Raw genomic sequence first — 22,698 nt, 5'->3', positions numbered from 1 at the left:
TCGTGCCACTGCCCATCCCGACGCGCGCATGTCATCAAAGTGCGTGGGCCCGTCCCGGTTGTCACACGTATCGGGAAGATTCCGTGACAGGAGGTGTACGCCACGCCCGGAGCGGACATCCTTGTGCCCGCACAGACAGCTGCCGACGGTGTGCCACGGGGGATGTGCGAACAGTGGAACGTGCGCAGGAACGTGCCTCTGCCGGCGGGGCGACCGCCTCCGCCGCACAGCCCGCAGCGGCGGGCGCCGCCGTGGAGCTCCTGGTTCACGGCGTGGGCGGCGCCACGCCCGAGAAGATGCTGAACGATCCGCGCACGGTGCGGATCGCCGGTGACGACACGGCCGCCGTGTACCGGCGCGCCGACGACGTCGACGCGGAGACCGGGCCTGGCGACCACCGGGGCGGGCCGGTGCCCGAGGCCTACGTCTGGTCCAACCTCACCTCCGGCAACGGCACGCGCGCGCTGTGGCTGTTGCTGCTGCCGTTCATGGTGGTCAACCTCGCCCATTGGATGCGCCCCGGCGCGCGGGGCCGCACGCGCACGGTGCGTCTGTACGGTCTGCTGGTCCGGCTCGCGGGGCTGACCTTGACCGTGCTGCTGGTCGCGGCCGCCTGCGAGGTCGCTCTGGACCTCGCGGCCTGGCAGTGCGCGGGCACGCACGCGTGCGCCGAGCGGCACTCCTGGCTGGGCTTCCTGGCGCCGACCGTGTCGGACGGCGGCTGGTGGAGCCGCCCCGGCCGTAGACTCGCCCTCGCCTCCGTGCTGCCCGCCGCCCTCACCGGCCTGCTGTGGTACCTCTCCCACCGCACCTGGAGCGCGTACGAGTCCCAGCAGCCCCTCTTCCACGACCCCGAACCCGAGGAGGAGACCGGCCGCACCGCACTGGGCCGACCCGGCTTCTGGTACGGGCGCCGTCTGGGGGCCCGGCTGCGTGCCGCGCACACCGCCGCCGGTCTGCTCACGGTCGCCGCGGCGGCAGGCACTCCGGCCGCTCGCTTCGACCGCGGTCCGGGCGGGCCGGCCGCCCTGGACGCGCTCGGCCGGCTCCTGGACGGCGCGCTGGTGACCGGAGCGGTCGCCGTGGTGTGGGTGGTCTGCCGGCGGGGCCGCAGCGAGCGGCGCCTCGACCGGGAGCTCGACGAGCGCCTTGTGCGCCGTCTGCCGCTGGCCGCCCTCACCCTGCTCGCCCTCGCCCTGGTGTACGCCGGCTGGGAGCGCCCGCACTGGCGGTCGCACGGGCGGCTGCCCGGTGACGCGACCTTCGGCGGCATCGCCCTGGTCCAGGGCCTCCTCGTCATCGCGCTCGCCGTGGTCGCCCATCTCCTGCACCGCGCCAGACCCGCCCCGCGTGCCGCGATGCGCGGGCTCGGCGGACCCGCCGTGGCCATGCTGGCCTGCGCCCTCGGCGGCGTGATGTCCGGCGGTGTGTCCCAGCGCGTCGCCGACTGGCTGGACGGCACCGCAGCCTCGATCGCCGGCCCGCCGGCCCTGCTGACCTGGCAGGCGTCCGCCATCCCGCCGCTGCTCGTCGTCCTGCTCGTGCTGTGCGTCGGCCTGGGGTGGAGTACCTGGCGGCTGCGCCACGCCGAAGTGGCCGCGGTCGACCGCGACTACCCGGGGGAGGCCAAGGACCCCGCACGCACCGGCCGGATCGCGAACGTCCGCGCGATGGCCGCCCTCACCGACCGAGCGCCCCTCGTCGTCGCCGTCACCGCCACCATGATGCTGCTCCTGGGCGCCGCCGCGCTGGTCGGCGCCCTGACCACCGAGAAGACACCGGCCGGCGCGGCGCACAGTGCACTCCCTTTCGTGCACGGCGCCGCCGAGACCGCGCAAGCACTCGGCTCCTGGCTGATCGGACTCGGCTTCGCACTCTTCGTCACCTGGGGTCGGCGCGCCTACAAGGACGCCTCCGCGCGGCGCACCATCGGCATCCTGTGGGACGTCGGCACCTTCTGGCCGCGCGCCGCCCACCCCTTCGCCCCGCCCTGCTACGCCGAGCGCGCCGTGCCCGACCTGACCTGGCGGATGGCCACCTGGACCCGCGACACGGGTGGCCGCCTGGTGATCTCCGGGCACTCCCAGGGCAGTGTGCTCGCGGCCGCCGCGGTCTGGCAGCTGAAGCCGTCCGAGCGCAAGCGGGTGGCGCTGCTGACCTACGGCTCCCCGCTGGAGCGCCTCTACGGCCGCTGGTTCCCGGCCCACTTCGGACCGGCCGCGCTCAGCTCACTGCACCGGCAGGTCGCCTGCTGGCGCAACCTCCACCGCCTCACCGACCCCATCGGCGGCCCGGTCCGCCTGCCCGACGGCTGCGGCCCCGAGGTGGACCGCGAGCCCCTCAAGGACCCCATGGCGTACGGCCGCACCGACCGGCACCCGCTCCCGGCCCCGATCCTCGGACACTCCGACTACCAGGCGGACCCGGTGTTCGCGGAGGAGCGGGAGCGGCTGCTGGCCCGGTTGCGGCCGGAGGTGCCGACGCCGCGCCACCCGGGTGGCGAGCCTCAGGACAGTTCGGGCAGGTCCTCGGCGTAGAGCAGGGTCAGGTCGTCCGTGCTCGGCTCCGCGACCTGGGCGACCCGGCCCGCGTGCCGTTCCACCATCGCCTCGAAGGTCTGGCGGGCGGTGCGGCCGTTGCCGAAGGCGGGGCCCTTCGGGATCGCCGTGAAGTACTTCAGCAGGGCCTCCGCCGTGCCGGGCGCCAGCCGGTACTCGTGCTCCTCGGCCTGCTGCTCCACGATCCGCAGCAGCTCCTCGGGGCCGTAGTCACTGAAGGTGATGGTCCGGGAGAAGCGGGACGCGACGCCGGGGTTGACGTAAAGGAACCGTTCCATCTCGACCGTGTAGCCCGCGACGATCACCACCACCGCGTCCCGTTGGTCCTCCATCAGTTTCACGAGCGTGTCGATGGCCTCCTTGCCGAAGTCCCGGCCGGAGTCCTCCGGGGAGAGCGCGTAGGCCTCGTCGATGAACAGCACACCACCGCGCGCCCGTTCGAAGGCCTCCTGGGTGCGGATCGCCGTGGAACCGATGTGCTCGCCGACCAGGTCGACGCGGGACACCTCGACCAGGTGGCCCTTCTCCAGCACGCCGAGGGAGGCGAGGATCTCGCCGTAGAGGCGGGCGACCGTCGTCTTGCCGGTGCCGGGGGAGCCCGTGAACACCAGGTGGCGCTTGACGGAGGCCGCCTTCAGCCCCGCCTGCTGCCGGCGTCGGCCCACCTCGATCATGTCGGTGAGGGCCCGCACCTCGCGCTTGACGCTGTCCAGGCCCACCAGCGCGTCGAGTTCACCGAGGACCGCCTTCGAGGCGCGTGCCTCCTTCTCCGGCTCCGCGGCGGGGACGAGCGGCTCCTGCTCGGTGACGCGCTGTCCCGGAATCGAGCCGAGCAGCCCCGGGGACCGGTCCGCTGTCTGCGCGACCGGCTCTCGCGCCGCTGGTGTCCGCAGGCTCGCGCTCTCGTCGCTCGTGCAGTCCTCGACCACGGGGCCCGAGCCGGACGCGGAGTCCGGGCCGCCCTCCGCGAACTCGTAACCGCCGCGTGCGCAGCGCTCCGTACGGCACTTCTTCAGCGTCGTACGGCAGCCGTCGAGGACATGGAAGCCGTAGCCGGCGCTGCCCGTGACCCGGCAGCCCAGGAAGCTGCCGCGGCCGCCGGCCGAGACGTAGAAGCCGGCTTCCGCGGGGGAGCCGACGGTGCACCGCTCGACGGTGGGGTCGGCGCCCTTGGTGACGATCACACCGGTCTGCGTGCCGTCCAGTGTGCAGTTGCTGAGGGTGCCGCCGCTGCCGTGGTCACGGAACCAGGCCCCGGTCGCGGCGTCCCGGATGCGGCAGTCGTCGAGCTGCGCGGTGGCGCCGTCACTCACCGACACGGCGGTGTTGCGGACCTGGGAGAGGTCGCTGTCGACGACGTCCACGCGCGAGCCGCGGTCGAGGACGAACAGGGCGTCCGGCACGTCGTGCACCCGGCAGGAGTCGAGGACCGCGGTGGCGCCGTCACTGACCCATACGGCCGGGTAGTCGCCGGTACTGTCGAAGATCTCGCACTGGTTGGCGTCCACGCGTGTGCCCGGGTCCCACACGGACAGTCCGTTGCGCCCGAACTGACGCACTGTCGTCCGGGTCAGCGTCAGCACGGAACGGGAGCGCAGATCGACCGCGTTCTCGGGGATGTCGTGGATACGGCAGTCGGCGAGCGTCAGTACGGCGTCGGTGTCCAGGGTGACGCCGTCGGCCGCGGTGCGGTGCACATCGCAGTCCGTGAGGTGGGCGGTGGCCCGGGCGGTGATCTGCACGCCGCTGCCCCGCACCTCGTACACCTCGCACCCCACCGCCTCCAGCGCGGAGTTGTCGCCGGTCGCGCTCAGTCCCGCGCCCGAGGTGTGGTGGACCCGGCAGCGCTCCAGCCGTGGATGGCCGCCCCCACGCACCGACACACCCGACTGGCCGGCCGCGACGACCTCACAGTCCTCGAACACCCCACCGCCGCCGTCGACCACGGCGATGCCGACGCCCGCCGGGTTGTCGACGGTGCAGCGCCGCACGGTCGGCCGGGCGCCCCCGCGCACCTCGATACCGGCCGCGGACCGCGTGACGATACGGACGTCCCTCAGCTCGGGGGTGCCGTCCTCGACCAGCAGCGCCGGCGAGGCCGCGTCCTGGCCCTCCACGTGCAGGTCCTGGACCACCGCCGAGGCGCGCACGGTCAGCGGCACTCCGTCCGGCGGCGCGATCCGCACCGAGCCGGGCGAACCCTCCGGACCGCGCAGGGTCACCGCCCGATCGACGACGAGGTTCTCTCGGTAGGTGCCCGGGGCGATGGTGAGGACGTCACCCTCGGCCGCGGCCTCCAGGGCGGCGGCGAGCGACGCGTACTCACCCGTGCGGCGCCGCCACCTCGATGTGCCGGTGTGCGTCACCTGGACCGTGCCCTGTGCCATGGCGTTGCTCTGCCCCCACCTCGTCGTACGCGGGTTGATGCCGAAGACCCGGCCGGTCCACCGTAGCGTGCGCGCGGACGGTGGGTTGACCAGAGGTGGAAGGCCGCCAGCTGGACGAAGGGCCGTCAGCTGCCGGTGCCGGTCCGGCCCCAGTCCGGGCCCGCACGGTCCCAGGCCTGGTCCCAACGGGCATACCGGCGGCGGACCATGCGCCAGACGATCAGCCGTCTGCCGCTCTCGACGAGACCCGCGGTGAGCATGGCCGCGCCGAACCCGGCGAGGACGGCGTGCGTCGTCGCCGTCGCGGAGTCCAGCGGGCGGGCCACGAGGCTGCCGTGCGCGTCCGTCCATATCGTGAAGTGGTCCCCGCTGTGCGGGGTGTTGAGGCTCGTCATGACCGGGCCGTGGTGCGCGGTGCCGTCCGGCGCCTGCCAGTCGGCGACCACGCGACGGCGGGCGTCCCGGGCGCCGGAGGCGTCGGGATCGACCTCCAGCGAGGAGCGGGCCAACTCGCGGACCACGGTGGCCGTCACCTCGTGCCGCGCCGCGCGCTGGTCACGGACCGACTGCTGAAGGGCGTCCTGGGCCACGCCGCCGACCAGGGAGCCGATCACGGGCGCGACGACCAGGATGAACAGCAGGGCCACGAGAGCCACCCAGGCCTCGACCAGGTCGGTTCCGCGGCGCAGCGGATTGTGCCGCCAACGCCAGAGTCCGCCGATTGCTCGCACCGTCCCGCACCCCCTTCCCGCTCCGTGATAACCCCGTGCGGAGCCCTTCACCCGCGCGCCCGGCCAAAGAGAGAGCGAAATCACCTCTGACCGGGACCTCTCATGAACTCCTTACGAAATCCCAACGAGCGGATCCCGGCGGAGGGTTCCCGAGCGCGCCCGAAGATCGGCCGGGCGTAGCAGACTGGTGGCGTGACAGATGAGTCGACCCGTCAACTGCTCGACCGGTTCCTCGAGGCCGTCGTGCCCATGCCGTCGCTGGTCTGTGTGTGGGCGCACGGCTCGTTGGCGGGAGGTGACTACCAGCCAGGGCGCAGCGACCTCGACCTGATCGCGGTCGTCGAACGCCGTTCTCCGCCCGCGGAGGAGGCGCGGCTCGTCGAGGCGCACGAGAACCTGGCGGCCACCCACCCCTTGGCGTCGAAGCTGCACTGCAGCTATGTCGCGGCCGACGAGTGGGACGACCTCGCCGGCATGCACCTCACTTGGGCACACGAGGAGTTGATCCACCGTCCCGTCACCCCGGTGACCCGCCGCGAACTGCACGACTTCGGGAAGGTCCTGCACGGCCCACCGCCGACGGACCTCCTGCCGCCGGTCACCGACCGGCAGCTCGCCGACTTCGTCGTCGCGGACCTGGCGCACTTCTGGCGGCCGGCCCTGGACCACCCGGAGCGATGGCTGCGCGACATCTGGGTCGACCTCGGCCTGCTCACGCTCGCGCGGGCGAGCGTGACACTGCGGACCGGCGAGCTGATCACCAAGGCGGAGGCCCTGGACGTACTGACCGGCCTGAGCGCCCCCTCGGACGTGGTGCACGACATCCGGCAACGCCGCTACGGCAGCCCCGAGCCCGCGTCCGAGCAGTGGCAGGTCCGCCGAGCCGAGCTGACGCGTGCTTTCCTCGCTTCCGCGATCGAGCGCGTGCTGACGGGCGGCAGCCCCTGACGAGGGCGGTGCGGAACCGGGCTGAGCAGCCTTGACGAAGTCCGGTGCGGTATCGCGCCCCGCAAGGGGCGCGGGGCTGTGTCGATTTGCGGCTCCGCCGCGTGGGCGCGACCAGCCCCCACCGGCCCGCGGGTTCGTCACCGCGCTTCCAGCGGAGCGCTCAGTCGAGGATCCTTACCGGGTCGCCGACCCGGATCGTGCCGCGGGACTGAGGCACGAGGTTCTGACCGAAGACCAGTTTGCCGTTGATGCGGCGGTGGCGGCCGAGGGTGTACAGGGGCTCCTTGCCACGCCCGGCGGTGGTCTGGTCGGTCGTGGTCACGACGCAGCGGCCGCACATCTTGGCGACGCGGAAGGTGACCTCTCCGATGGCGATGCGCGACCAGTCGTCCTCGGCCCACGCGGTGGCGCCCGACACCACCGCGTTCGGCCGGAAGCGGTTCATGGGCAGCGGACCCTCGGCCGCGTGCCGGCCCTGCGCGATCAGCGAGTTGAGGGCGTCGAGGGAGGCCGTCGTGGTGACCAGCAGCGGGTAGCCGTCAGCGAAGGAGACGGTCTCCCCGGGCAGCGCGAAGTCGGGGTCGACGGGGCGGCGCGTGGCGGGTTCGTCCATGTGCACGAGACGCACGTCGGCGCCGAGGTAGGCGCTGCACCAGGCGTGCGCGGCGGTGTCCGCGAGGACCCCCTCGACCTTGTCGCCGAAGATCTCCACCGTCACCGTGCCGACCGGCTCCGGGACCGGCACGGTCAGCGGGTCGAGGCCGGGCGCGGACAGCCGAACGCCGCCGGGCACGAGCTCGGCGGCGGCCAGCGCGAGGCGCGGCTGCTGGCGTTGCGTGACGACCTTTCCCCCGTCGTCGATCAGCACCCAGCGTCGGTCTCCGGCCAGCCCCCAGGGCTCCACGACGGCTTCCCGAAGCGACAGGCTCCGGAACGCCTTGACCGGATGAACGTGGATCGACTGCAGCTCCGTATTCCCCATGGGTTCCATCGTGCCAGGCGGCACGGACACCCCGCGGACGGATCAGTAGCCGCCCCGGTACTGCTGCTGGTTGTTGTACGGATCCTGGTAGGGAGCCGGGGCGGGCCGGGGAGCCGCGGGGCGCATCGCCTCGTAGCCCATGCCGGGCTGGGCCGGCCGGGGCTGCTGCTGTGCCTGCGGACCGGGGTAGCCGCGCGGCGCGGCGGCCTGCTGCGGGATGTACGCCGTGGGCGCCTGCTGCAGCGGGGAGGGCTGCTGTGCCTGCGGGTAGCCGTAGGAGGGCTGGGACGGGGCGGCCGGGAGGGCGGGCAGCGCCGACGGGAGCGCGGGCAGGTGGCTGCCCGTGTCGTACGCGGCGGGGACCCGGATCGGGGCGATCTGCGGGGTGCCCCGCTCGGCCACGAGGGAGTCGTAGATCGGGGTGTCCGGGAAGGAGGCGGAGTAGTAGCCGCCGCCATAGGTGGAGCGGGGGGAGGTCATGGCACATAAGTTAAGCCCACGATGTGCTGGTTGGGGAGACCGATAAGAGGGTTGTTTTCCGTGTCCGGAGTGACCGGGGATCCCCAATGCGAGCGAACTTGGGAAAAAGGGGCGCCGATCATAGTTCTGATCCTGTAAAGGCCGAGTTCCGGGCGGGTTACCGGCGGTTGACCTCGCGGGTTCATGTGCTGCTCATGGGACTTCGCTGTAGGTCGGAATAGGTTGACCCTGTAGGCAACCCAATGGAGTGCCGGGACGCGGCCTGGCGCGGTGACAGGTGATGGGGGCGGACATGTCAATGGCGAAAGGATCGAATGCGCCGGTGCCGACTACGACGCTGCGCGTCGAATTTGGCTGGCGTGCCGGCACCGGCGTGCCCGACGCGGACGCCTCGGCGCTGCTGCTGGTGGGCGGAAAGGTCCGTTCGGACGGGGACTTCGTCTTCTACAACCAGCCGGTTCACTCGTCCGGCGCTGTCCGGCACGAGGGCAAGCGGGACGGCGGCGGCCGAGTGACCGACACCCTGGTCGTCGACCTCGCGCGCGTGGAGCCCGCCGTCGAGACCGTGGTCCTCGCCGCCTCCGCGGACGGCGGAACATTCGGGCAGGTCCCGGACCTGTACATCGAGGTCCGGGACGTGGCGCAGGGCAGGGTCGTCGCCCGCTTCGACAGCACGGGCGCGACCGTTGAAACGGCGTTCGTGCTGGGGGAGTTCTACCGCCGCCAGGGTGCCTGGAAGTTCCGTGCCGTCGGTCAGGGCTACGACAGCGGACTGGAGGGCCTGGCGACGGACTTCGGAATCGCCGTGGACGAGCCGCAGCACACATCACCGGCACCGAACCCGGTCGCCGCGCCGCCGGTCGCCCCTCCGGTGACGGTGCGGCCACCGGTCCACCACGCCCCGCCGCCCCAGGCGCCGCCGGCCCAACCCGTCCGCCTCACCAAGGTCACGCTCACGAAGGCCGCCCCGTCGGTCTCGCTGGCCAAGCAGGGCGGCACCTCGGGTGCGATGCGCGTGAACCTCAACTGGGAGGTGCGCAAGCAGTTCTCGGGCTGGGGCAGCAAGCTCGGCCGGGCGGTCGCCCTGCACGCGGACCTCGACCTCGACCTGTGCGCCCTGTTCGAACTCGCCGACGGCCGCAAGGGGGTCGTACAGGCCCTCGGCAACGCGTTCGGAGCCCTGCACCAGCCGCCGTACATCCACCTCGACGGCGACGACCGCACCGGGGCCACGGCGAGCGGCGAGAACCTCACGATCAATCTCGACCACACGCAGGACTTCCGGCGCATCCTCGTCTTCGTGACGATCTACGAGGGCGCCCGCTCCTTCGCGGACCTGCACGCCACGGTCACCCTCACGCCCCAGTACGGGGCCCCGATCGATTTCTCCCTCGACGAGTGCACGGTTCCGTCCACGGTGTGCGCGCTCGCGCTCATCACCAACAAGGGCGGTGACCTCGTCGTCCAGCGCGAGGCCCGCTACCTGGTGCCCGAGCGCGGGGTGAGCCCGCAGCGGACCGTCGATCACACCTACGGATGGGGTATGAACTGGACTCCGGGCCGGAAGTAGGCAGCGGGGTCAGCCCTCGTCGGGAACGGCGTCCGGACGTGTGTAGGTGCGGCCCTTCCAAGCCGCACCACGCCCCCTGTAGTGCTGCACCGCGGAATCGACCGTCATCAGGAGGTACAGGAACGCGGTGAACGGCAGCAGGGGAGCGAGCCACAGCGGCTGACGGTAGTAGCGGAGCATCGGTACATACGTCCCCGCCATCACCAGCCAAGCCGCGGCGCCGAGACCGGCGGCCGGAGCGCTGCCCGTGGCGGCACCCGCGAACAGCGCCACGGACGGCACCAGGTACACCAGTGCCAGCCCGGCGACCGTTCCGGCCAGGAGGAGGGGGTTGTGGCGCAGCTGTGCGTACGCGCTGCGCGAGACCATCCGCCACAGGTCGTGCAGTCGCGGATAGGGGCGCACGCTGTCCACGGCGTCGGCCAGCCCGAGCCAGACCCGGCCGCCGGCTCTCTTGACGGCCCGCGCGAGCGCGACGTCGTCGATGACGGCGTGCCGGATGGCGTCCGGGATCCGGGCCCGCTCCGCCGCGTCGGCGCGCAGCAGGATGCAGCCGCCCGCCGCGGCCGCCGTCCGTGTCCCCTTCTTCTTGTTCTCCTTGTTCTTCTTGCTGATCCGGCGGAACGGGTACAGCTGAGCGAAGAAATAGACGAAGGCGGGCACCACGAGCCGCTCCCACGGGCTCTCCACCCGCAGCCGGGCCATCTGCGAGACGACGTCGAACTCTCCGGTGCGGGCCGCGGCCACGAGTCGGCGCAGACTGTCCGGGGCGTGGGCGATGTCGGCATCCGTCAGGAGCAGGTACTCGGGGTCACGCGCGTGTGCCAGGCCGATACCGTGGCGCACCGCCCAGAGTTTGCCGGTCCAGCCCGCGGGCGGTTCGCCCGGCGAGCCCACGGTGAGCGGCAGCCCGCCGTGCTGCTCCGCCAGCTCGCGCGCCAGCGCCCCGGTGCCGTCGGAACTGCCGTCGTCGACGAGGAAGACCTCCGCCCGGCCCGGGTAGTCCTGGGCGAGCAGTGACGGCAGGCTCGCCGACAGGACGGCGGCCTCGTCGCGGGCCGGTACGACGACACAGACGGACGGCCACGCCTGCGGATCCTCCCGCGGTGGCAGCCTGATGTCCGTGCGCCAGAAGAAGCCCTGGAAGAGCAGCAGCCACAGCCAGGCGGCGAGGGAAGCGGCGGCGGTCCACACGATGGCGCTCACCCGCGCAGTCTGCCCCACCGCACCGGTGCGCGGGGGCCCATCGTCTATCGTGGCCGGGTGAAGATCGCGCTCATGGACTCCGGAATCGGCCTGCTGGCTGCCACCGCCGCGGTACGGCGCCTTCGACCCGACGCGGATCTGGTCCTCTCCCTGGACCCCGATGGCATGCCCTGGGGACCACGCACTACACAGGACCTCACCGGGCGCGCCGTGGCCGTCGCGGACGCTGCCGCCGCCCACCGGCCGGACGCCCTCATCGTCGGTTGCAACACCGCCACCGTGCACGCCCTGGACACACTGCGCGCCCGCCTCGAACCCGGTGTGCCGGTCGTCGGAACGGTCCCCGCGATCAAGCCGGCCGCGGCCGGCGGCGGGCCCGTCGCGATCTGGGCCACGCCCGCCACCACCGGCAGCCCCTACCAGCGGGGGCTCATCCGGGACTTCGCCGACGGCGTGACCGTCACCGAGGTGCCGTGCTGGGGACTCGCCGAGGCCGTGGAACACGCGGACGAGGCGGCCATCGACGCCGCGGTCACCGCGGCCGCCGCGCTGACCCCCACGGAAGTAACGACCGTAGTCCTGGGCTGCACCCATTACGAGCTGGTCGCGGACCGCATCCGGGCCGCCGTGCAGCGCCCCGGCCACCCCCCGCTGGTCCTGCACGGCTCCGCCGGTGCCGTGGCCGCGCAGGCGCTGCGCCGCATCGGTGAGCTCCCCGCCCCCGAGGCCCCGGCGGTCGGCTCCCTGACCGTGCTGCTCAGTGGGCGCGAGGGCACGCTGCCGACGCCCGCTCTGGCGTACGCCGAAGGGCGGCTGTTGCAGGTGGTCAGCCCCGCCTCGTGACGGACGGTCACCGGCCGGACGCCTTCGGTCCGCCGCACCCCCAGGTGGCGCAGTCACCCTGCGCGACACGGTACCCGCGCAGCGAAAGCTGAGTAATCTCATAGACATGAGGGACCTCCCCCACGACGAGAACGCCCCGCGCCCGGATATCTGGACCGGGCGCGCCACCAACCGCTTCCAGTGGCTGCTGGCGCTCGGCGGGGCCGCCTGCATGGCGCTCGGCATCGAACTGGCGTTTGACTCCGCGTGGACGTCCCATTCCGTCCCGCTCCTCATGGCGGTCGTCGGCTGCATCGCGGCAGGCCTGCTCGTCCTCTTCGGCACCCTGGCCTTCGTGCACGTCGACCTGAAGCTGGACAAGGAGTCCCTCGAGGTGCGCTGCGGCCACATCGGCCTGCCGCGCCGCCGCATCCCTTTGTCGCATGTCGCCGGCGCCGACTTCGCCCCCATCGTCACCCCGCGCCACTGGGGCGGCTGGGGCTACCGCTGGCGGCCCGAGAAGGGCACCGCCGTCGTCGTGCGGCGCGGCGAGGGCGTGGTGCTGCGCCTGTGGGACGGGCACACGTTCACGATCACCGTGGACGACGCGGAAGCGGCCGTACGGGTCATCCGGGACCGGCTGCGGTCCAACGCGCACGGCCCGGTGCACTGACGGCACGCGGCTCCCGTCACGGGGTCAACCGGTCATCACGCGCGCGTACGTCCGCCACGCTCGGCGCGGGCTCGGCGGTGAGCGGCCGTGCCGTGGCCAGGCCGGCCAGCAGCCCCGCGCCCACGGACACCGCGGTGAAGCTCAGCGCGTTGCCCACCGCGGCGATGGCCGCCAGTGCCGTCAGCGCCGCGCCCGCGGTCAGTGCGACGGGTGTGGGACGCGGGGAGCGCCACAGCGCGAACAGCACCCAGCAGAAGGCGGCCGCCAGCAGGACGACGCCGACCATGCCCTGCTCGGCCGCCAGCTGCAACGGCGCCGAGTGCGGTTTTCCGTCGGGCGGTGTCGACTGGGCCGCCGTCGTGCTGAGGTCCCCGAAACGGCCCGGGCCCACGCCCAGCGCGGTGCCCCGGTGTGCCAGGTGCAGGGCGTCGTGCCACAGCTCGACCCGGTGCGACGTGAGCTGATTCTCCAGGGACGCGGCGAGCCCGTCCGGCAGCGCGCTTCCGGCGACCGCCCAGGTGAGGCCGGTCACCAGGGCCGCGGCCAGGGCCAGTCCCGCGATGCCCCGGCCGCGGTGGCGCATACGGCCCGCGGCGAGCGAGCACAGCAGTACCGCGGTGCAGGTGACGACACCGGTGGTCGAACCGAGGACGGCCGCGGTCACGGTGATCGCGGCAGCCAGCAGGCGCAGGGTGAGCCGCAGGGCCGGTGCGGGTGCCGCCCAGGCGGCGCAGCACGCGGCCCCGGCCGAGAGGGTCAGCAGGGCGGCGGTCGCCCCCAGGTGCCCCAGCGGCGCGATGATCTGCGGACCCGGGGAAAGGCGCGGAACGGCCACCGTCAGGCTCACCCCGGCCAGTGCCCCGGCGCAGGGCGCGGCCACCGGAAGCAGTGCCCCGAAGATCCGTCCCGCGGCGTAGCCGGCGGCCACGGCCAGCACCGCGAGCAGCATCCCCTCCGGGCGGCCGTCGTGCGCGGCCGCCGTGGTCAGGGACCAGGCGGCGCAGGCCCCGAGCACCACCATGCCCGCCGCGTCAGAAACGTTTCGTCTTTCGCCGTCCGCTGCCGGACCGGCCGCAGACGTCCTCCCCGTGGACTCCACCCCGTCCCCCCGAACCCGGTCGCCCCCGACCTGTGACGGACCCCGGCCGTTGCGGCCACAACCGGCCGCTCACTGAGGCTCCGCACACCGTAACGGCTGATGGACAGTTTGTGGATGAGTTGCGCCGAGTTATGCAGGAACGATGCGGCAGGAGTGCACGCGGCGGCCGCTGTCGCCCCGAGCGGCGGGGACGGGGCACGGTGCCGCACTTCGGCCCGTGTTGTCGGCGTCAAGGCCACCCGCCGTACACTCCCGGGGTGACCGTCACCGCAACCTCCGTGGGCCAGTCGGACCAGCTGGAGCCCCCGATCGCGCCCGCCGCACGCGGCCCGCGGCTCGTGCGGCTCGTCCCGGCCATCGCCGCCGTGCTCTCCGGAGTGCTGCTCTACGTCAGCTTCCCGCCGCGCACCCTGTGGTGGCTGGCCCTGCCGGCCTTCGCCGTCTTCGGCTGGGTGCTGCGCGGTCGCAGCTGGAAGGCGGGCCTGGGCCTCGGCTACCTCTTCGGCCTCGGCTTCCTGCTGCCGCTGCTGGTGTGGACCGGCGTGGAAGTCGGTCCCGGACCCTGGATCGCCCTCGTCGTGATCGAGGCGGTCTTCGTCGCGCTGGTCGGCGTGGGCGTCGCCGCGGTGTCCAGACTGCCCGCCTGGCCGGTGTGGGCCGCCGCGGTGTGGATCGCCGGCGAGGCGGCACGCGCGCGTGTGCCCTTCCGCGGCTTCCCCTGGGGCAAGATCGCATTCGGTCAGGCGGACGGCGTCTTCCTGCCGCTCGCCGCGGTCGGCGGCACGCCCGTGCTCGGCTTCGCGGTGGTCCTGTGCGGCTTCGGCCTGTACGAGGTCGTCCGACTGGCCGTCGAGACGCGGCGTACGCGTGCGGTGCGGCGGTCGGCCGCGGCCGTCGCCCTGCTGAGTGTGGCCGTACCGGTGGTGGCGGCCGTCGCCGCTCGCCCGCTGGTGAGCGTCAAGGCCGAGGACGGCACGGCGACCGTCGCCGTCATCCAGGGCAACGTCCCCCGCCTCGGGCTGGAGTTCAACGCGCAGCGGCGGGCCGTGCTCGACTACCACGCCCGAGAGACGGAGCGCCTGGCCGCCGAGGTCAAGGCGGGGAAGGTGCCCCAGCCCGACTTCGTGCTGTGGCCGGAGAACTCCTCCGACGTCGACCCCTTCGCCAACGCCGACGCGGCCGCCGTCATCGACGAGGCGGCCAGGGCGATCGGCGTGCCCATCTCGGTCGGCGGCGTCGTCGAGCGGGACGGCAAGCTCCTCAACGAGCAGATCCTGTGGGACCCGGACAAGGGCGCCGTCGACACGTACGACAAACGGCAGGTCCAGCCGTTCGGCGAGTACCTCCCGATGCGCTCGCTCCTCGGTGCGATCAACAAGGACTGGACGACGATGGTCCGCCAGGACTTCAGCCGGGGCAGCAAGCCAGGTGTGTTCGACATCGACGGCTCCAAGGTCGGCCTCGCGACCTGCTACGAGGCGGCCTTCGACTGGGCCGTGCGCGACACGGTCACCCACGGCGCGCAGATAATCTCGGTGCCGAGCAACAACGCCACCTTCGACCGCAGCGAGATGACCTACCAGCAACTCGCCATGTCCCGCGTCCGCGCCGTCGAGCACAGCCGGACCGTCACCGTCCCGGTGACCAGCGGCGTCAGCGCGATCATCATGCCGGACGGGAAGATCACCCAGAAGACCGGCATGTTCGTGGCCGACTCGCTCGTGCAGAAGGTGCCGCTGCGCTCCTCCGAGACGCCCGCCACCCGGCTGGGCATCCTGCCGGAGATCGCCCTCGTACTCGTGGCCGTCGGCGGACTCGGCTGGGCCGGCGCCGCCGGTGTGCGCGGACGGCGCGCCGACGGCGTGTAGTCGTACACCCGTCGTACGCGTTTGTGGATCACAGGGGCAACGGGGCCGACCCGTTAGGGTCGGCCCATGGCTACTCCTGACTTCATCCGCACGCTCCGGGCCTCCGCCGGCCACCAGTTGCTCTGGCTGCCCGGAGTCACCGCCATCGTCCTCGACGACGAGGGCAGAGTGCTGCTGGGCCGTCGCTCCGACACCCGCAAGTGGTCCGTCATCGGCGGCATCCCGGAGCCCGGGGAGCAGCCCGCGGCGTGCGCCGTACGGGAGGTCGAGGAGGAGACCGCGGTGCGCTGCGTCGTCGAGCGGGTCGTCCTGGTCCAGGCGCTGCAGCCGGTCACGTATGCCAACGGGGACACCTGCCAGTACATGGACATCACCTTCCGCTGCCGCGCCGTCGGCGGGGAGGCACGGGTGAACGACGACGAGTCGCTCGAGGTGGGCTGGTTCGAGGTGGACGCCCTGCCGGAGCTGAACGAGTTCGGGCTGTTGCGTATCAAGCAGGCGCTGTCGGACGGACCGACGTGGTTCGACCCCACGAGTCCGGTCTGAAGCATGGGCAGCGGCCCCACGAGTTCGCTCTGAAGTATGGGTCGTGAGCACATGGGGTGGGGTAGGTGGGCTGTTTAGAGTCGAGACATGACCGCGCCCAGTGCCCTCCCCGCTCCCCACGCCCTCTCGCTCGACCTCGGCGGCCGCACCGCCCTCGTCACCGGTGCCGCCGGTGGCATCGGCAGCGCCTGCGTACTGCGGCTGGCCGCCGCCGGGGCCAAGGTGAGAGCGGTCGACCGGGACGCCCGGGGCCTGGAGGCGCTCGCCGAGCGGGCCGCGGACCTGCCGGGCAGCGTCGAGCCGCAGGCCCTCGACCTCACCGACCTGGACACCGCCGAACTCGCCGCCGCCGGCACCGACGTCCTCGTCAACAACGCCGGGCTGCAACTGGTCCGCCCCATCGAGGAGTTCCCGCCGGACGTCTTCCACACGGTGCTCACCGTGATGCTGGAGGCACCGTTCCGGCTCATCCGCGGTGCCTTGCCCCACATGTACGGGCAGGGGTGGGGCCGCATCGTCAACGTGTCCTCGGTGCACGGGCTGCGCGCCTCGGCCTACAAGTCCGCGTACGTGGCCGCCAAACACGGCCTGGAGGGACTGTCCAAGACGGCCGCGCTCGAAGGCGCGGCGCACGGCGTCACCTCGAACTGCGTGAACCCCGCCTACGTACGCACCCCCCTGGTCGAGAAACAGCTCACCGACCAGGCGAGGGCGCACGGGATCCCCGAGGAACGCGTGCTGTCCGAGGTGCTCCTCCAGGACAGCGCGATCAAGCGGCTCATCGAACCGGAGGAGGTCGCCGAGGCCGTGGCATATCTGTGCAGCCCGCAGGCGTCGTTCGTGACCGGCACCTCGCTGGCGCTGGACGGTGGCTGGACCGCGCACTGAACGAGCCCGCGCCCCTCGGCGTGGAAGTTATCCACAGGGCTGACGCCGCGGCCGGGTGATGGGGAATCCTGTGAACATGTCCCGCGATCACGTGCAGTCAGCCGAGCGCTCCGGCAGCAACGCCGAGCCGTCGCCCCACGGCGCCGACGCGCCGTTCCTGGAGCTGCTGGCCAGGGGCGCGGCCATCGACGCCTACGAGCAGCCGGTGCTGCTCGCCCGCGCCGCCGGAGCGCCGGCCGAACGGATCGCCGCACTCGAACACGCCAAGCTGCTCGCCCTGCGGGTACGCTCGGAGCTGGAAGGACGGCGCCGGCGCGAGGCCGAGCTGTCCGCGCTCTTCGAGACCGCGCACGACCTGGCCGGCCTCAGGGATCTCGACGCGGTGCTCCAGGCGATCGTCCAGCGCGCCCGGTCGCTGCTCGGCACGGACGTCGCCTACCTCAGCCTGAACGACCCCGGCAGGGGCGACACGTACATGCGGGTCACCGAGGGCTCGGTCGCGGCCCGCTTCCAGCAGCTGCGCCTGGGCATGGGCGAAGGGCTCGGCGGGCTCGTCGCCCAGACGGCCCGCCCCTACGTCACCGACGACTACTTCCGGGACGGCCGCTTCCAGCACACCTCAACCATCGACGCGGGCGTACGGGACGAGGGCCTGGTCGCCATCCTGGGGGTGCCCCTGATGCTGGGACCGCACGTCATCGGGGTGCTCTTCGCCGCGAACCGCCGGGCCCGCGTCTTCGAGCGGGAGCAGATCGCGCTGCTCGGCTCCTTCGCCGCCCTCGCCGCAGCCGCCATCGACACCGCCAACCTGCTCACCGAGACCCGCTCCGCCCTGGCCGACCTGGAACGGGCCAACGAGATCATTCAGGACCGCAGCGGGGTCATCGAGCGTGCCTCCGACATCCACGACCGGCTCGCCGAACTCGTCCTGCGCGGCGGCGGAGTGCACGACGTGGCCGCCGCGGTCTCCCAGGTCCTTGACGGCACAGTCGAATTCACCGAGTCCGCCGACGCGTCGGCCCAGGCCCTGGAGGCGTCCCGCGCCGAAGGGCGCGCGGTACGGCACGGGGAGGACTGGGTCGCCGCCGTGACCGCCGGCGGCGAACTGCTCGGCGCGCTGGTGCTGCGCGGCCACCCGGGCCTCGACCCGGTCGACCAACGCACCCTGGAGCGTGCGGCGATGGTCACCTCGCTCCTGCTGCTGGCCAGACGCTCCGCCGCCGAGGCCGAACAGCGAGTGCGCGGCGAACTCCTCGACGACCTGCTGGACGCCCGCGACCGCGACCCGCGCCTGCTGCGCGAACGTGCGTCCCGGCTGCGCGCCGACCTCGACGCCACCCACGTCGTGCTCGCCGCCCGCCTCGACGGCATCGCGGCCGACGCCGACCAGGAGGCGGCCGCCCGCCGGCGCCTGTGGTCGGCGGCATCCCACCTCGCCGCGACCCGCCACGGGCTGGCCGCAGCCCGCGATGGCGGCACCGTCCTGCTGCTGCCCCTCGTCCCCGGTGACACCGTCACCGACCTCGCCCGACGCACCGCACGGCACCTGGGCACAGCGGTCCACGAAGCGGTCACCGTCGGCGCCTCCGCTCCGGTGGACGACCTCGCCGCGCACCCGGACGCCGTGGCCGCGGCGTACGCGGAAGGCCGACGCTGCCTCGACGCCCTCCGGCTCCTCGGCCGCACCGGGGACGGCGCAGCCGCCGACGACTTCGGGTTTCTCGGGCTGCTCCTGGCCGGAGACCGGGACATAGCCGGTTTCGTCGACCGCACCATCGGCCAGGTGGTCACCTACGACGAGCGACGCGGCACCGATCTGCTGCACACCCTCGACGCGTACTTCGCCTGCGGCATGAGCCCGGCCCGCACCAAGGACGAGCTGCACGTCCACGTGAACACGGTCGCCCAGCGCCTGGAACGCGTCGGCCGCCTGCTCGGCGACGACTGGCAGAGCCCGGCCCGGGTCCTGGAGATCCAACTCGCCCTGCGCCTGCACCGGTTGTCGGGCGGGAGACGACCCTGACCCCCGCACAGGGTGTGCGGGGGTCGGACCGGCCCGGTAAGGGGCCGGGACGTCAGACGCTGCGCGCGTCCGCCGGCCGAGCCGCCGCGGGCTCGGCCTCGGCGGAGGGCTCGACGTCCGTGAGGTCGCGCAGCCGGGTCTCCTTGGCCGCCGCCACGGCAACGACCGTCAGGACGGCCGCGGCGATCACGTACAGGGCGATCGGTGTGGAGCTGTCGTAGTCGGACAGCAGCGCGGTGGCGATGAGCGGCGCGGGCGCGCCCGCGGCGACGGAGGCGAACTGGGCGCCGATGGAGGCGCCGGAGTAGCGCATCCGCGTTGCGAACATCTCGGAGAAGAAGGCGGCCTGGGGTGCGTACATCGCTCCGTGCAGCACGAGTCCCACGGTCACGGCGAGGACGAGACTGCCGAAGCCGCCTGTGTCGATGAGTGAGAAGAAGGGGAACATCCACAGCCCGACACCGACCGCGCCCAGCAGATACACGGGGCGACGGCCCACGCGGTCCGACAGCGCGCCCCACGCCGGAATGACCGCGAAGTGCACGGCCGAAGCGATCAGCACCGCGTTGAGCGCGGTCTGCTTGGAGACGCCGGCCGAGGTGGTGGCGTAGACGAGGATGAAGGCCGTGATGACGTAGTAGCTGATGTTCTCCGCCATGCGCGCACCCATCGCCACCAGGACGTCGCGCCAGTGGTACCGCAGCACGGACACGAGCGGCAGCCGCTCCGCGTCCTCGGGACGCGCGGTCTTGCGGGCCTCGGCCTGCGCCAACGCCTCCTGGAACACGGGGGATTCATCGACGGACAGACGAATCCACAAACCGACGACCACCAGCACGCCGGACAGCAGGAACGGGATTCGCCAGCCCCAGCTGCCGAAGGCGTCGTCCGACAGCACGGCGGTCAACAAGGACAGCACGCCTGTCGCGAGGAGCTGCCCCGCGGGCGCCCCGGTCTGCGGCCACGAGGCCCAGAATCCGCGCCGCCGCGCGTCCCCGTGCTCGGACACCAGCAGCACGGCCCCGCCCCACTCACCGCCGAGCGCGAACCCCTGCACCAGGCGCAGCGTGGTCAGCAGCACCGGGGCGGCCGCCCCGACGGTCGCATGTGTCGGCAGCAGTCCGATCGCGAAGGTCGCCCCGCCCATCAGCAGCAGGCTCAGCACCAGCAGCTTCTTACGGCCGAGCCGGTCGCCGTAGTGCCCGAACACCAGCGCGCCCAGCGGTCGCGCGGCAAACCCGACGGCGTACGTCAGGAACGACAGCAGCGTGCCGACCAGCGGGTCGGAGTCCGGGAAGAACAGCTTGTTGAAGACGAGCGCGGCGGCAGAGCCGTAGAGGAAGAAGTCGTACCACTCGATGGTGGTGCCGATGAGGCTGGCGGCGACGATGCGTTTGAGGCTGGCGGGGGGTGGGGGAGCGGTCGCGGGGGAGGACATCGGCACCACTTCCAAGCGGTTGGCGGGGACGTTTACGTGTCGCCATACCGTAGGAATCCGCAGGTCAGGCGCACATGTGGCGGGGCAACATAGTTCGAGGGGCGGCTATGCGTGTGGCCACCATGCCGACGCACGGAAAGGCGGTTCAAGCCGTCACGGCCGACCAAATCCTCGCCGGAATCGCTGCCCGGGCCGAAGGTGCCCGCCCGGCGCCCGACCAACTCACCGAATTCGCGGACTCCGAACGCCAGACCAGCCGGCCCATGGACGACATCGACGCTCTCCTCGACGTCGCTCGCCACCTGCCCCGCCAGTCCGCACGAGCCCCCCACCTTGAGCGAGTCTCCGCATGAGGACCGACCTCACCCGCCAGCCCGCACACGTCCAGCTCTAGGCGCTGGATCGTCGCGAGATCTCCAGCCGAGCTGCGCGACCTCCACCTCGCCCGGATCGACGCCAGCCACGTCAACGCCGTCATCACCCGCGACGACAGCCCGACCGGCCGGCTCCGGCCTCGCGCTGAACGGTCACCGCCCGGCTCCGGGCGGACGCGTACGCCCTTCTTCTTACCTTCTGATGAGGAGGGCGTACCACTGTGCGGCCAGTGCTGCGGTCGCCGCCGGTTGGCGGGGGTGGCTTCGGCCGGTCGGCGGGGCCGTCGGAAAACGACGCTCACCGCCGCCGCGGGCGCCTTGGTCCTGCCGCACGTCCTGTATGCGATCAAGTGTGAACAGGTCGGTGCCCGGGCCGAGTTCATGACATGGGCCTTGGAACCTCGACCCGCGGCGGGTAAGGACGTCGCGTACGGGGACGTCGCGGCTGGTGTCCCAGTCGGCGGCGAGCCGGCCGCACTGGTCGGCGGTGAACTGAGCCGTCGACGTCCCCGAACTCGCGACCACCCTGTCGAAGGCCGGGGTTCGTCCTGGATGCGAATCTCCTCGGCGAGCGTGACCTGCCGTTAGTGCGCGACGATATCGGCAGGGGCGGAGTCGGGGAGGCCCTGCAGGCCCTCGAAGGACGCATCAGTGATCTGCCGCTGATTCGCCAGCCTCGTCCGATAGGCGGTGGGGTCGGCGAGGGCGGCCGCGCTCAGCTGCCGCTCCGCCTGCAAGTTGTAGAAGATGGCGACTACCGGGAGTGCGACGTGTGTCCCTGCGGTCTTGCGGTTGTTGACGTAGTGTCAATTACGTTAAAGCTGGGCCGAGTTCATGGTTCACAGGGCGACCAGGGCGATGCTGGATACAAGAGCAAACGGGGCCCCGCGCACGCTCGGAACCACCCTGCCCATGGCTCCTCAACTGGAGCTTGCAGTCGGGGCCGCAGGACGCTGATCCACCCAGGGACATCAGCCCGTGCAGTAGGAGGCTCTGCCCCCGCTGCTGTCGAAGTCGCTGATGGGGGCCCCTGGCCCATTGGTGGAACACCGCCGTGGCGAGCAGCCCTGGCCCATGGCCCACGGAGCAGAGCTCCTTTGCTCTCGCCACGGCGGTGGGTTCAGAGGTCGAGGACAAGGCGGAGGGAGCGGGACCGGGAGACACAGATGAACATGACGTCTCCGGAAGCGCGTTCCTTCTCGCTGAGCAGTGAGTCCCGGTGGTCGGGATTGCCCGCGAGGACCGCGGTCTCGCAGCTGCCGCAGGTGCCTTCCTGACAGGACGAGAGCACGGGTACCCCGGCCTCCTCGACGACCTCCAGGATGGAGCGGTCAGGCGGTACGGTCAGCGTCTTCCCGGAGAGCGACAGTTCTACCTCGAATGAGGTCGACGGGGCGTCGTCGCTACGCGCTTTGGGTACGAAGCGCTCGATGTGCAGTGCCCCGTCCGGCCAGGATGCGCACCGCTGCTCCACAGCGTTGAGCAGGGGCTCGGGGCCGCAGCAGTACACCGCCGTGTCCTGCCGCGGCGTCCCGAGCACCGCCCCCAGGTCGATGAGGCCACTCTCGTCCTGGGGGCAGATCTCCACCCGGTCGGGGTGATCCGTGGCCAGCTGCTGCGCGAAGGCCATGGAACCGCGAGTGCGGCCGCCGTACACGAGGCGCCAGTCCGCCTGCCGCCGCCTGGCGGCGGCGATCATCGGGAGGATCGGGGTGATGCCGATGCCGCCGGCGATGAAGAGATAGCGCGGCGCATCGACCAGTGCGAAGTGGTTGCGTGGGCCTCGGACCCGAACCGTGTCGCCCTCGGCCAGCTTGTCGTGCACGTGGAGGGAGCCGCCGCGCCCGGCGGCCTCGCGCAGCACCGCCACCTGCAGGACGGACGTGTCGTCGGGGTCGCCGCACAGGGAGTACTGCCGTACGAGGTCGGGGCCGAGCACGAGGTCGATATGGGCGCCGGGCTCCCAGCCGGGCAGCTGGAGGCCCGAGGGGTGCGCGAAGGTCAGCCGGAGGACGCTGTCGGCGAGGATCTCCTTGCGCATCAGGGTCAGGTCGAGCTCGACCTCGGCACGCTGGGGTGTCGTGGTGGTCATGATCGTTCTCTTT

Annotated in this window: 19 protein-coding genes; 10 read left to right on the top strand and 9 right to left on the bottom strand. The window is 72.3% G+C overall.

Annotated elements, in window-relative coordinates; all coding sequences use genetic code 11:
* The first annotated feature begins 173 nt into the window (after nt 1-173).
* Nucleotides 174-2,537: a hypothetical protein gene (locus tag ABT114_RS11430; protein ID WP_502988304.1), complete on the top strand. Its 2,364-nt coding sequence runs from the start codon at nt 174-176 to the stop codon at nt 2,535-2,537.
* On the opposite strand, the gene ABT114_RS11425 is transcribed toward ABT114_RS11430, so the two are convergent.
* Complete coding sequence (locus tag ABT114_RS11425) at nt 2,507-4,945, bottom strand: right-handed parallel beta-helix repeat-containing protein (RefSeq protein ID WP_351141120.1); 2,439 nt, start codon at nt 4,943-4,945, stop codon at nt 2,507-2,509. The two genes, ABT114_RS11430 and ABT114_RS11425, sit on opposite strands and share 31 nt — an antisense overlap.
* Before the next feature lie 125 nt (nt 4,946-5,070).
* Nucleotides 5,071-5,676, bottom strand: coding sequence for an Rv1733c family protein (locus ABT114_RS11420; protein ID WP_351141118.1), 606 nt, complete (start codon nt 5,674-5,676; stop codon nt 5,071-5,073).
* 192 nt (nt 5,677-5,868) lie between these two features.
* On the opposite strand from ABT114_RS11420, the gene ABT114_RS11415 reads away from it, so the two are divergent.
* Nucleotides 5,869-6,624 (top strand): nucleotidyltransferase domain-containing protein, encoded by a 756-nt coding sequence (locus ABT114_RS11415; RefSeq protein ID WP_502988303.1) that lies wholly within the window; start codon nt 5,869-5,871, stop codon nt 6,622-6,624.
* 160 nt (nt 6,625-6,784) lie between these two features.
* On the opposite strand, the gene ABT114_RS11410 is transcribed toward ABT114_RS11415, so the two are convergent.
* Together ABT114_RS11410 and ABT114_RS11405 are read right to left on the bottom strand one after the other, a co-directional pair.
* A complete protein-coding gene (locus ABT114_RS11410) occupies nt 6,785-7,606 on the bottom strand; it encodes an MOSC domain-containing protein (RefSeq protein WP_351141115.1) in 822 nt (273 codons plus the stop codon).
* A gap of 42 nt (nt 7,607-7,648) precedes the next feature.
* Nucleotides 7,649-8,086 carry a DUF6643 family protein gene (locus tag ABT114_RS11405; protein WP_351141113.1) on the bottom strand — a complete coding sequence of 146 codons (438 nt, stop codon included), beginning with the start codon at nt 8,084-8,086 and terminating at the stop codon, nt 7,649-7,651.
* 298 nt (nt 8,087-8,384) lie between these two features.
* On the opposite strand from ABT114_RS11405, the gene ABT114_RS11400 reads away from it, so the two are divergent.
* Nucleotides 8,385-9,656, top strand: a complete 1,272-nt coding sequence (locus tag ABT114_RS11400; protein WP_351141366.1) for a TerD family protein — start codon at nt 8,385-8,387, stop codon at nt 9,654-9,656.
* A 9-nt stretch (nt 9,657-9,665) separates the two neighbouring features.
* Here the strand turns inward: ABT114_RS11400 and ABT114_RS11395 are convergent, their stop codons facing one another.
* The gene (locus ABT114_RS11395) at nt 9,666-10,880 is read right to left on the bottom strand and encodes a glycosyltransferase (protein ID WP_351141111.1); all 1,215 of its coding nucleotides are present in this window, start codon (nt 10,878-10,880) and stop codon (nt 9,666-9,668) included.
* Between the two features lie 39 nt (nt 10,881-10,919).
* On the opposite strand from ABT114_RS11395, the gene ABT114_RS11390 reads away from it, so the two are divergent.
* A complete protein-coding gene (locus tag ABT114_RS11390) occupies nt 10,920-11,705 on the top strand; it encodes a glutamate racemase (RefSeq protein ID WP_351141109.1) in 786 nt (261 codons plus the stop codon).
* Between the two features lie 106 nt (nt 11,706-11,811).
* A complete protein-coding gene (locus tag ABT114_RS11385; RefSeq protein WP_351141107.1) occupies nt 11,812-12,357 on the top strand; it encodes a hypothetical protein in 546 nt (181 codons plus the stop codon).
* 16 nt (nt 12,358-12,373) lie between these two features.
* On the opposite strand, the gene ABT114_RS11380 is transcribed toward ABT114_RS11385, so the two are convergent.
* Nucleotides 12,374-13,378, bottom strand: a complete 1,005-nt coding sequence (locus ABT114_RS11380; RefSeq protein WP_351141106.1) for an O-antigen ligase family protein — start codon at nt 13,376-13,378, stop codon at nt 12,374-12,376.
* 335 nt (nt 13,379-13,713) lie between these two features.
* Between ABT114_RS11380 and lnt the strand changes: the two genes are divergently transcribed.
* The 4 genes from lnt to ABT114_RS11360 all read left to right on the top strand — a co-directional run bounded on the left by lnt (nt 13,714) and on the right by ABT114_RS11360 (nt 18,781).
* Nucleotides 13,714-15,324 (top strand): apolipoprotein N-acyltransferase, encoded by a 1,611-nt coding sequence (gene lnt, locus ABT114_RS11375; RefSeq protein WP_351141105.1) that lies wholly within the window; start codon nt 13,714-13,716, stop codon nt 15,322-15,324.
* Nucleotides 15,325-15,390: 66 nt separating this feature from the next.
* Nucleotides 15,391-15,870 (top strand): NUDIX hydrolase, encoded by a 480-nt coding sequence (locus ABT114_RS11370; RefSeq protein WP_351141103.1) that lies wholly within the window; start codon nt 15,391-15,393, stop codon nt 15,868-15,870.
* An 87-nt stretch (nt 15,871-15,957) separates the two neighbouring features.
* The gene (locus tag ABT114_RS11365) at nt 15,958-16,758 is read left to right on the top strand and encodes a 3-hydroxybutyrate dehydrogenase (protein WP_351141101.1); all 801 of its coding nucleotides are present in this window, start codon (nt 15,958-15,960) and stop codon (nt 16,756-16,758) included.
* 76 nt (nt 16,759-16,834) lie between these two features.
* Nucleotides 16,835-18,781 carry a helix-turn-helix domain-containing protein gene (locus ABT114_RS11360; protein WP_351141099.1) on the top strand — a complete coding sequence of 649 codons (1,947 nt, stop codon included), beginning with the start codon at nt 16,835-16,837 and terminating at the stop codon, nt 18,779-18,781.
* A gap of 52 nt (nt 18,782-18,833) precedes the next feature.
* Here ABT114_RS11360 and ABT114_RS11355 read toward each other — a convergent pair whose 3' ends face one another.
* Nucleotides 18,834-20,219: an MFS transporter gene (locus tag ABT114_RS11355; protein WP_351141097.1), complete on the bottom strand. Its 1,386-nt coding sequence runs from the start codon at nt 20,217-20,219 to the stop codon at nt 18,834-18,836.
* Nucleotides 20,220-20,326: 107 nt separating this feature from the next.
* On the opposite strand from ABT114_RS11355, the gene ABT114_RS11350 reads away from it, so the two are divergent.
* Nucleotides 20,327-20,572 (top strand): hypothetical protein, encoded by a 246-nt coding sequence (locus tag ABT114_RS11350; protein WP_351141095.1) that lies wholly within the window; start codon nt 20,327-20,329, stop codon nt 20,570-20,572.
* A gap of 605 nt (nt 20,573-21,177) precedes the next feature.
* Here ABT114_RS11350 and ABT114_RS11345 read toward each other — a convergent pair.
* Both ABT114_RS11345 and ABT114_RS11340 read right to left on the bottom strand, forming a co-directional pair.
* Complete coding sequence (locus tag ABT114_RS11345; RefSeq protein ID WP_351141093.1) at nt 21,178-21,330, bottom strand: nitrate- and nitrite sensing domain-containing protein; 153 nt, start codon at nt 21,328-21,330, stop codon at nt 21,178-21,180.
* A gap of 383 nt (nt 21,331-21,713) precedes the next feature.
* Nucleotides 21,714-22,685, bottom strand: coding sequence for a PDR/VanB family oxidoreductase (locus tag ABT114_RS11340; protein ID WP_351141091.1), 972 nt, complete (start codon nt 22,683-22,685; stop codon nt 21,714-21,716).
* Between the last annotated feature and the right edge of the window lie 13 nt (nt 22,686-22,698).

The organism is Streptomyces sp. NPDC002088 (assembly GCF_040296605.1).
GTDB lineage: Bacteria > Actinomycetota > Actinomycetes > Streptomycetales > Streptomycetaceae > Streptomyces.
Note: the sequence above shows the minus strand (reverse complement) of the source record. Positions and strands in the feature narration are given on the sequence as shown.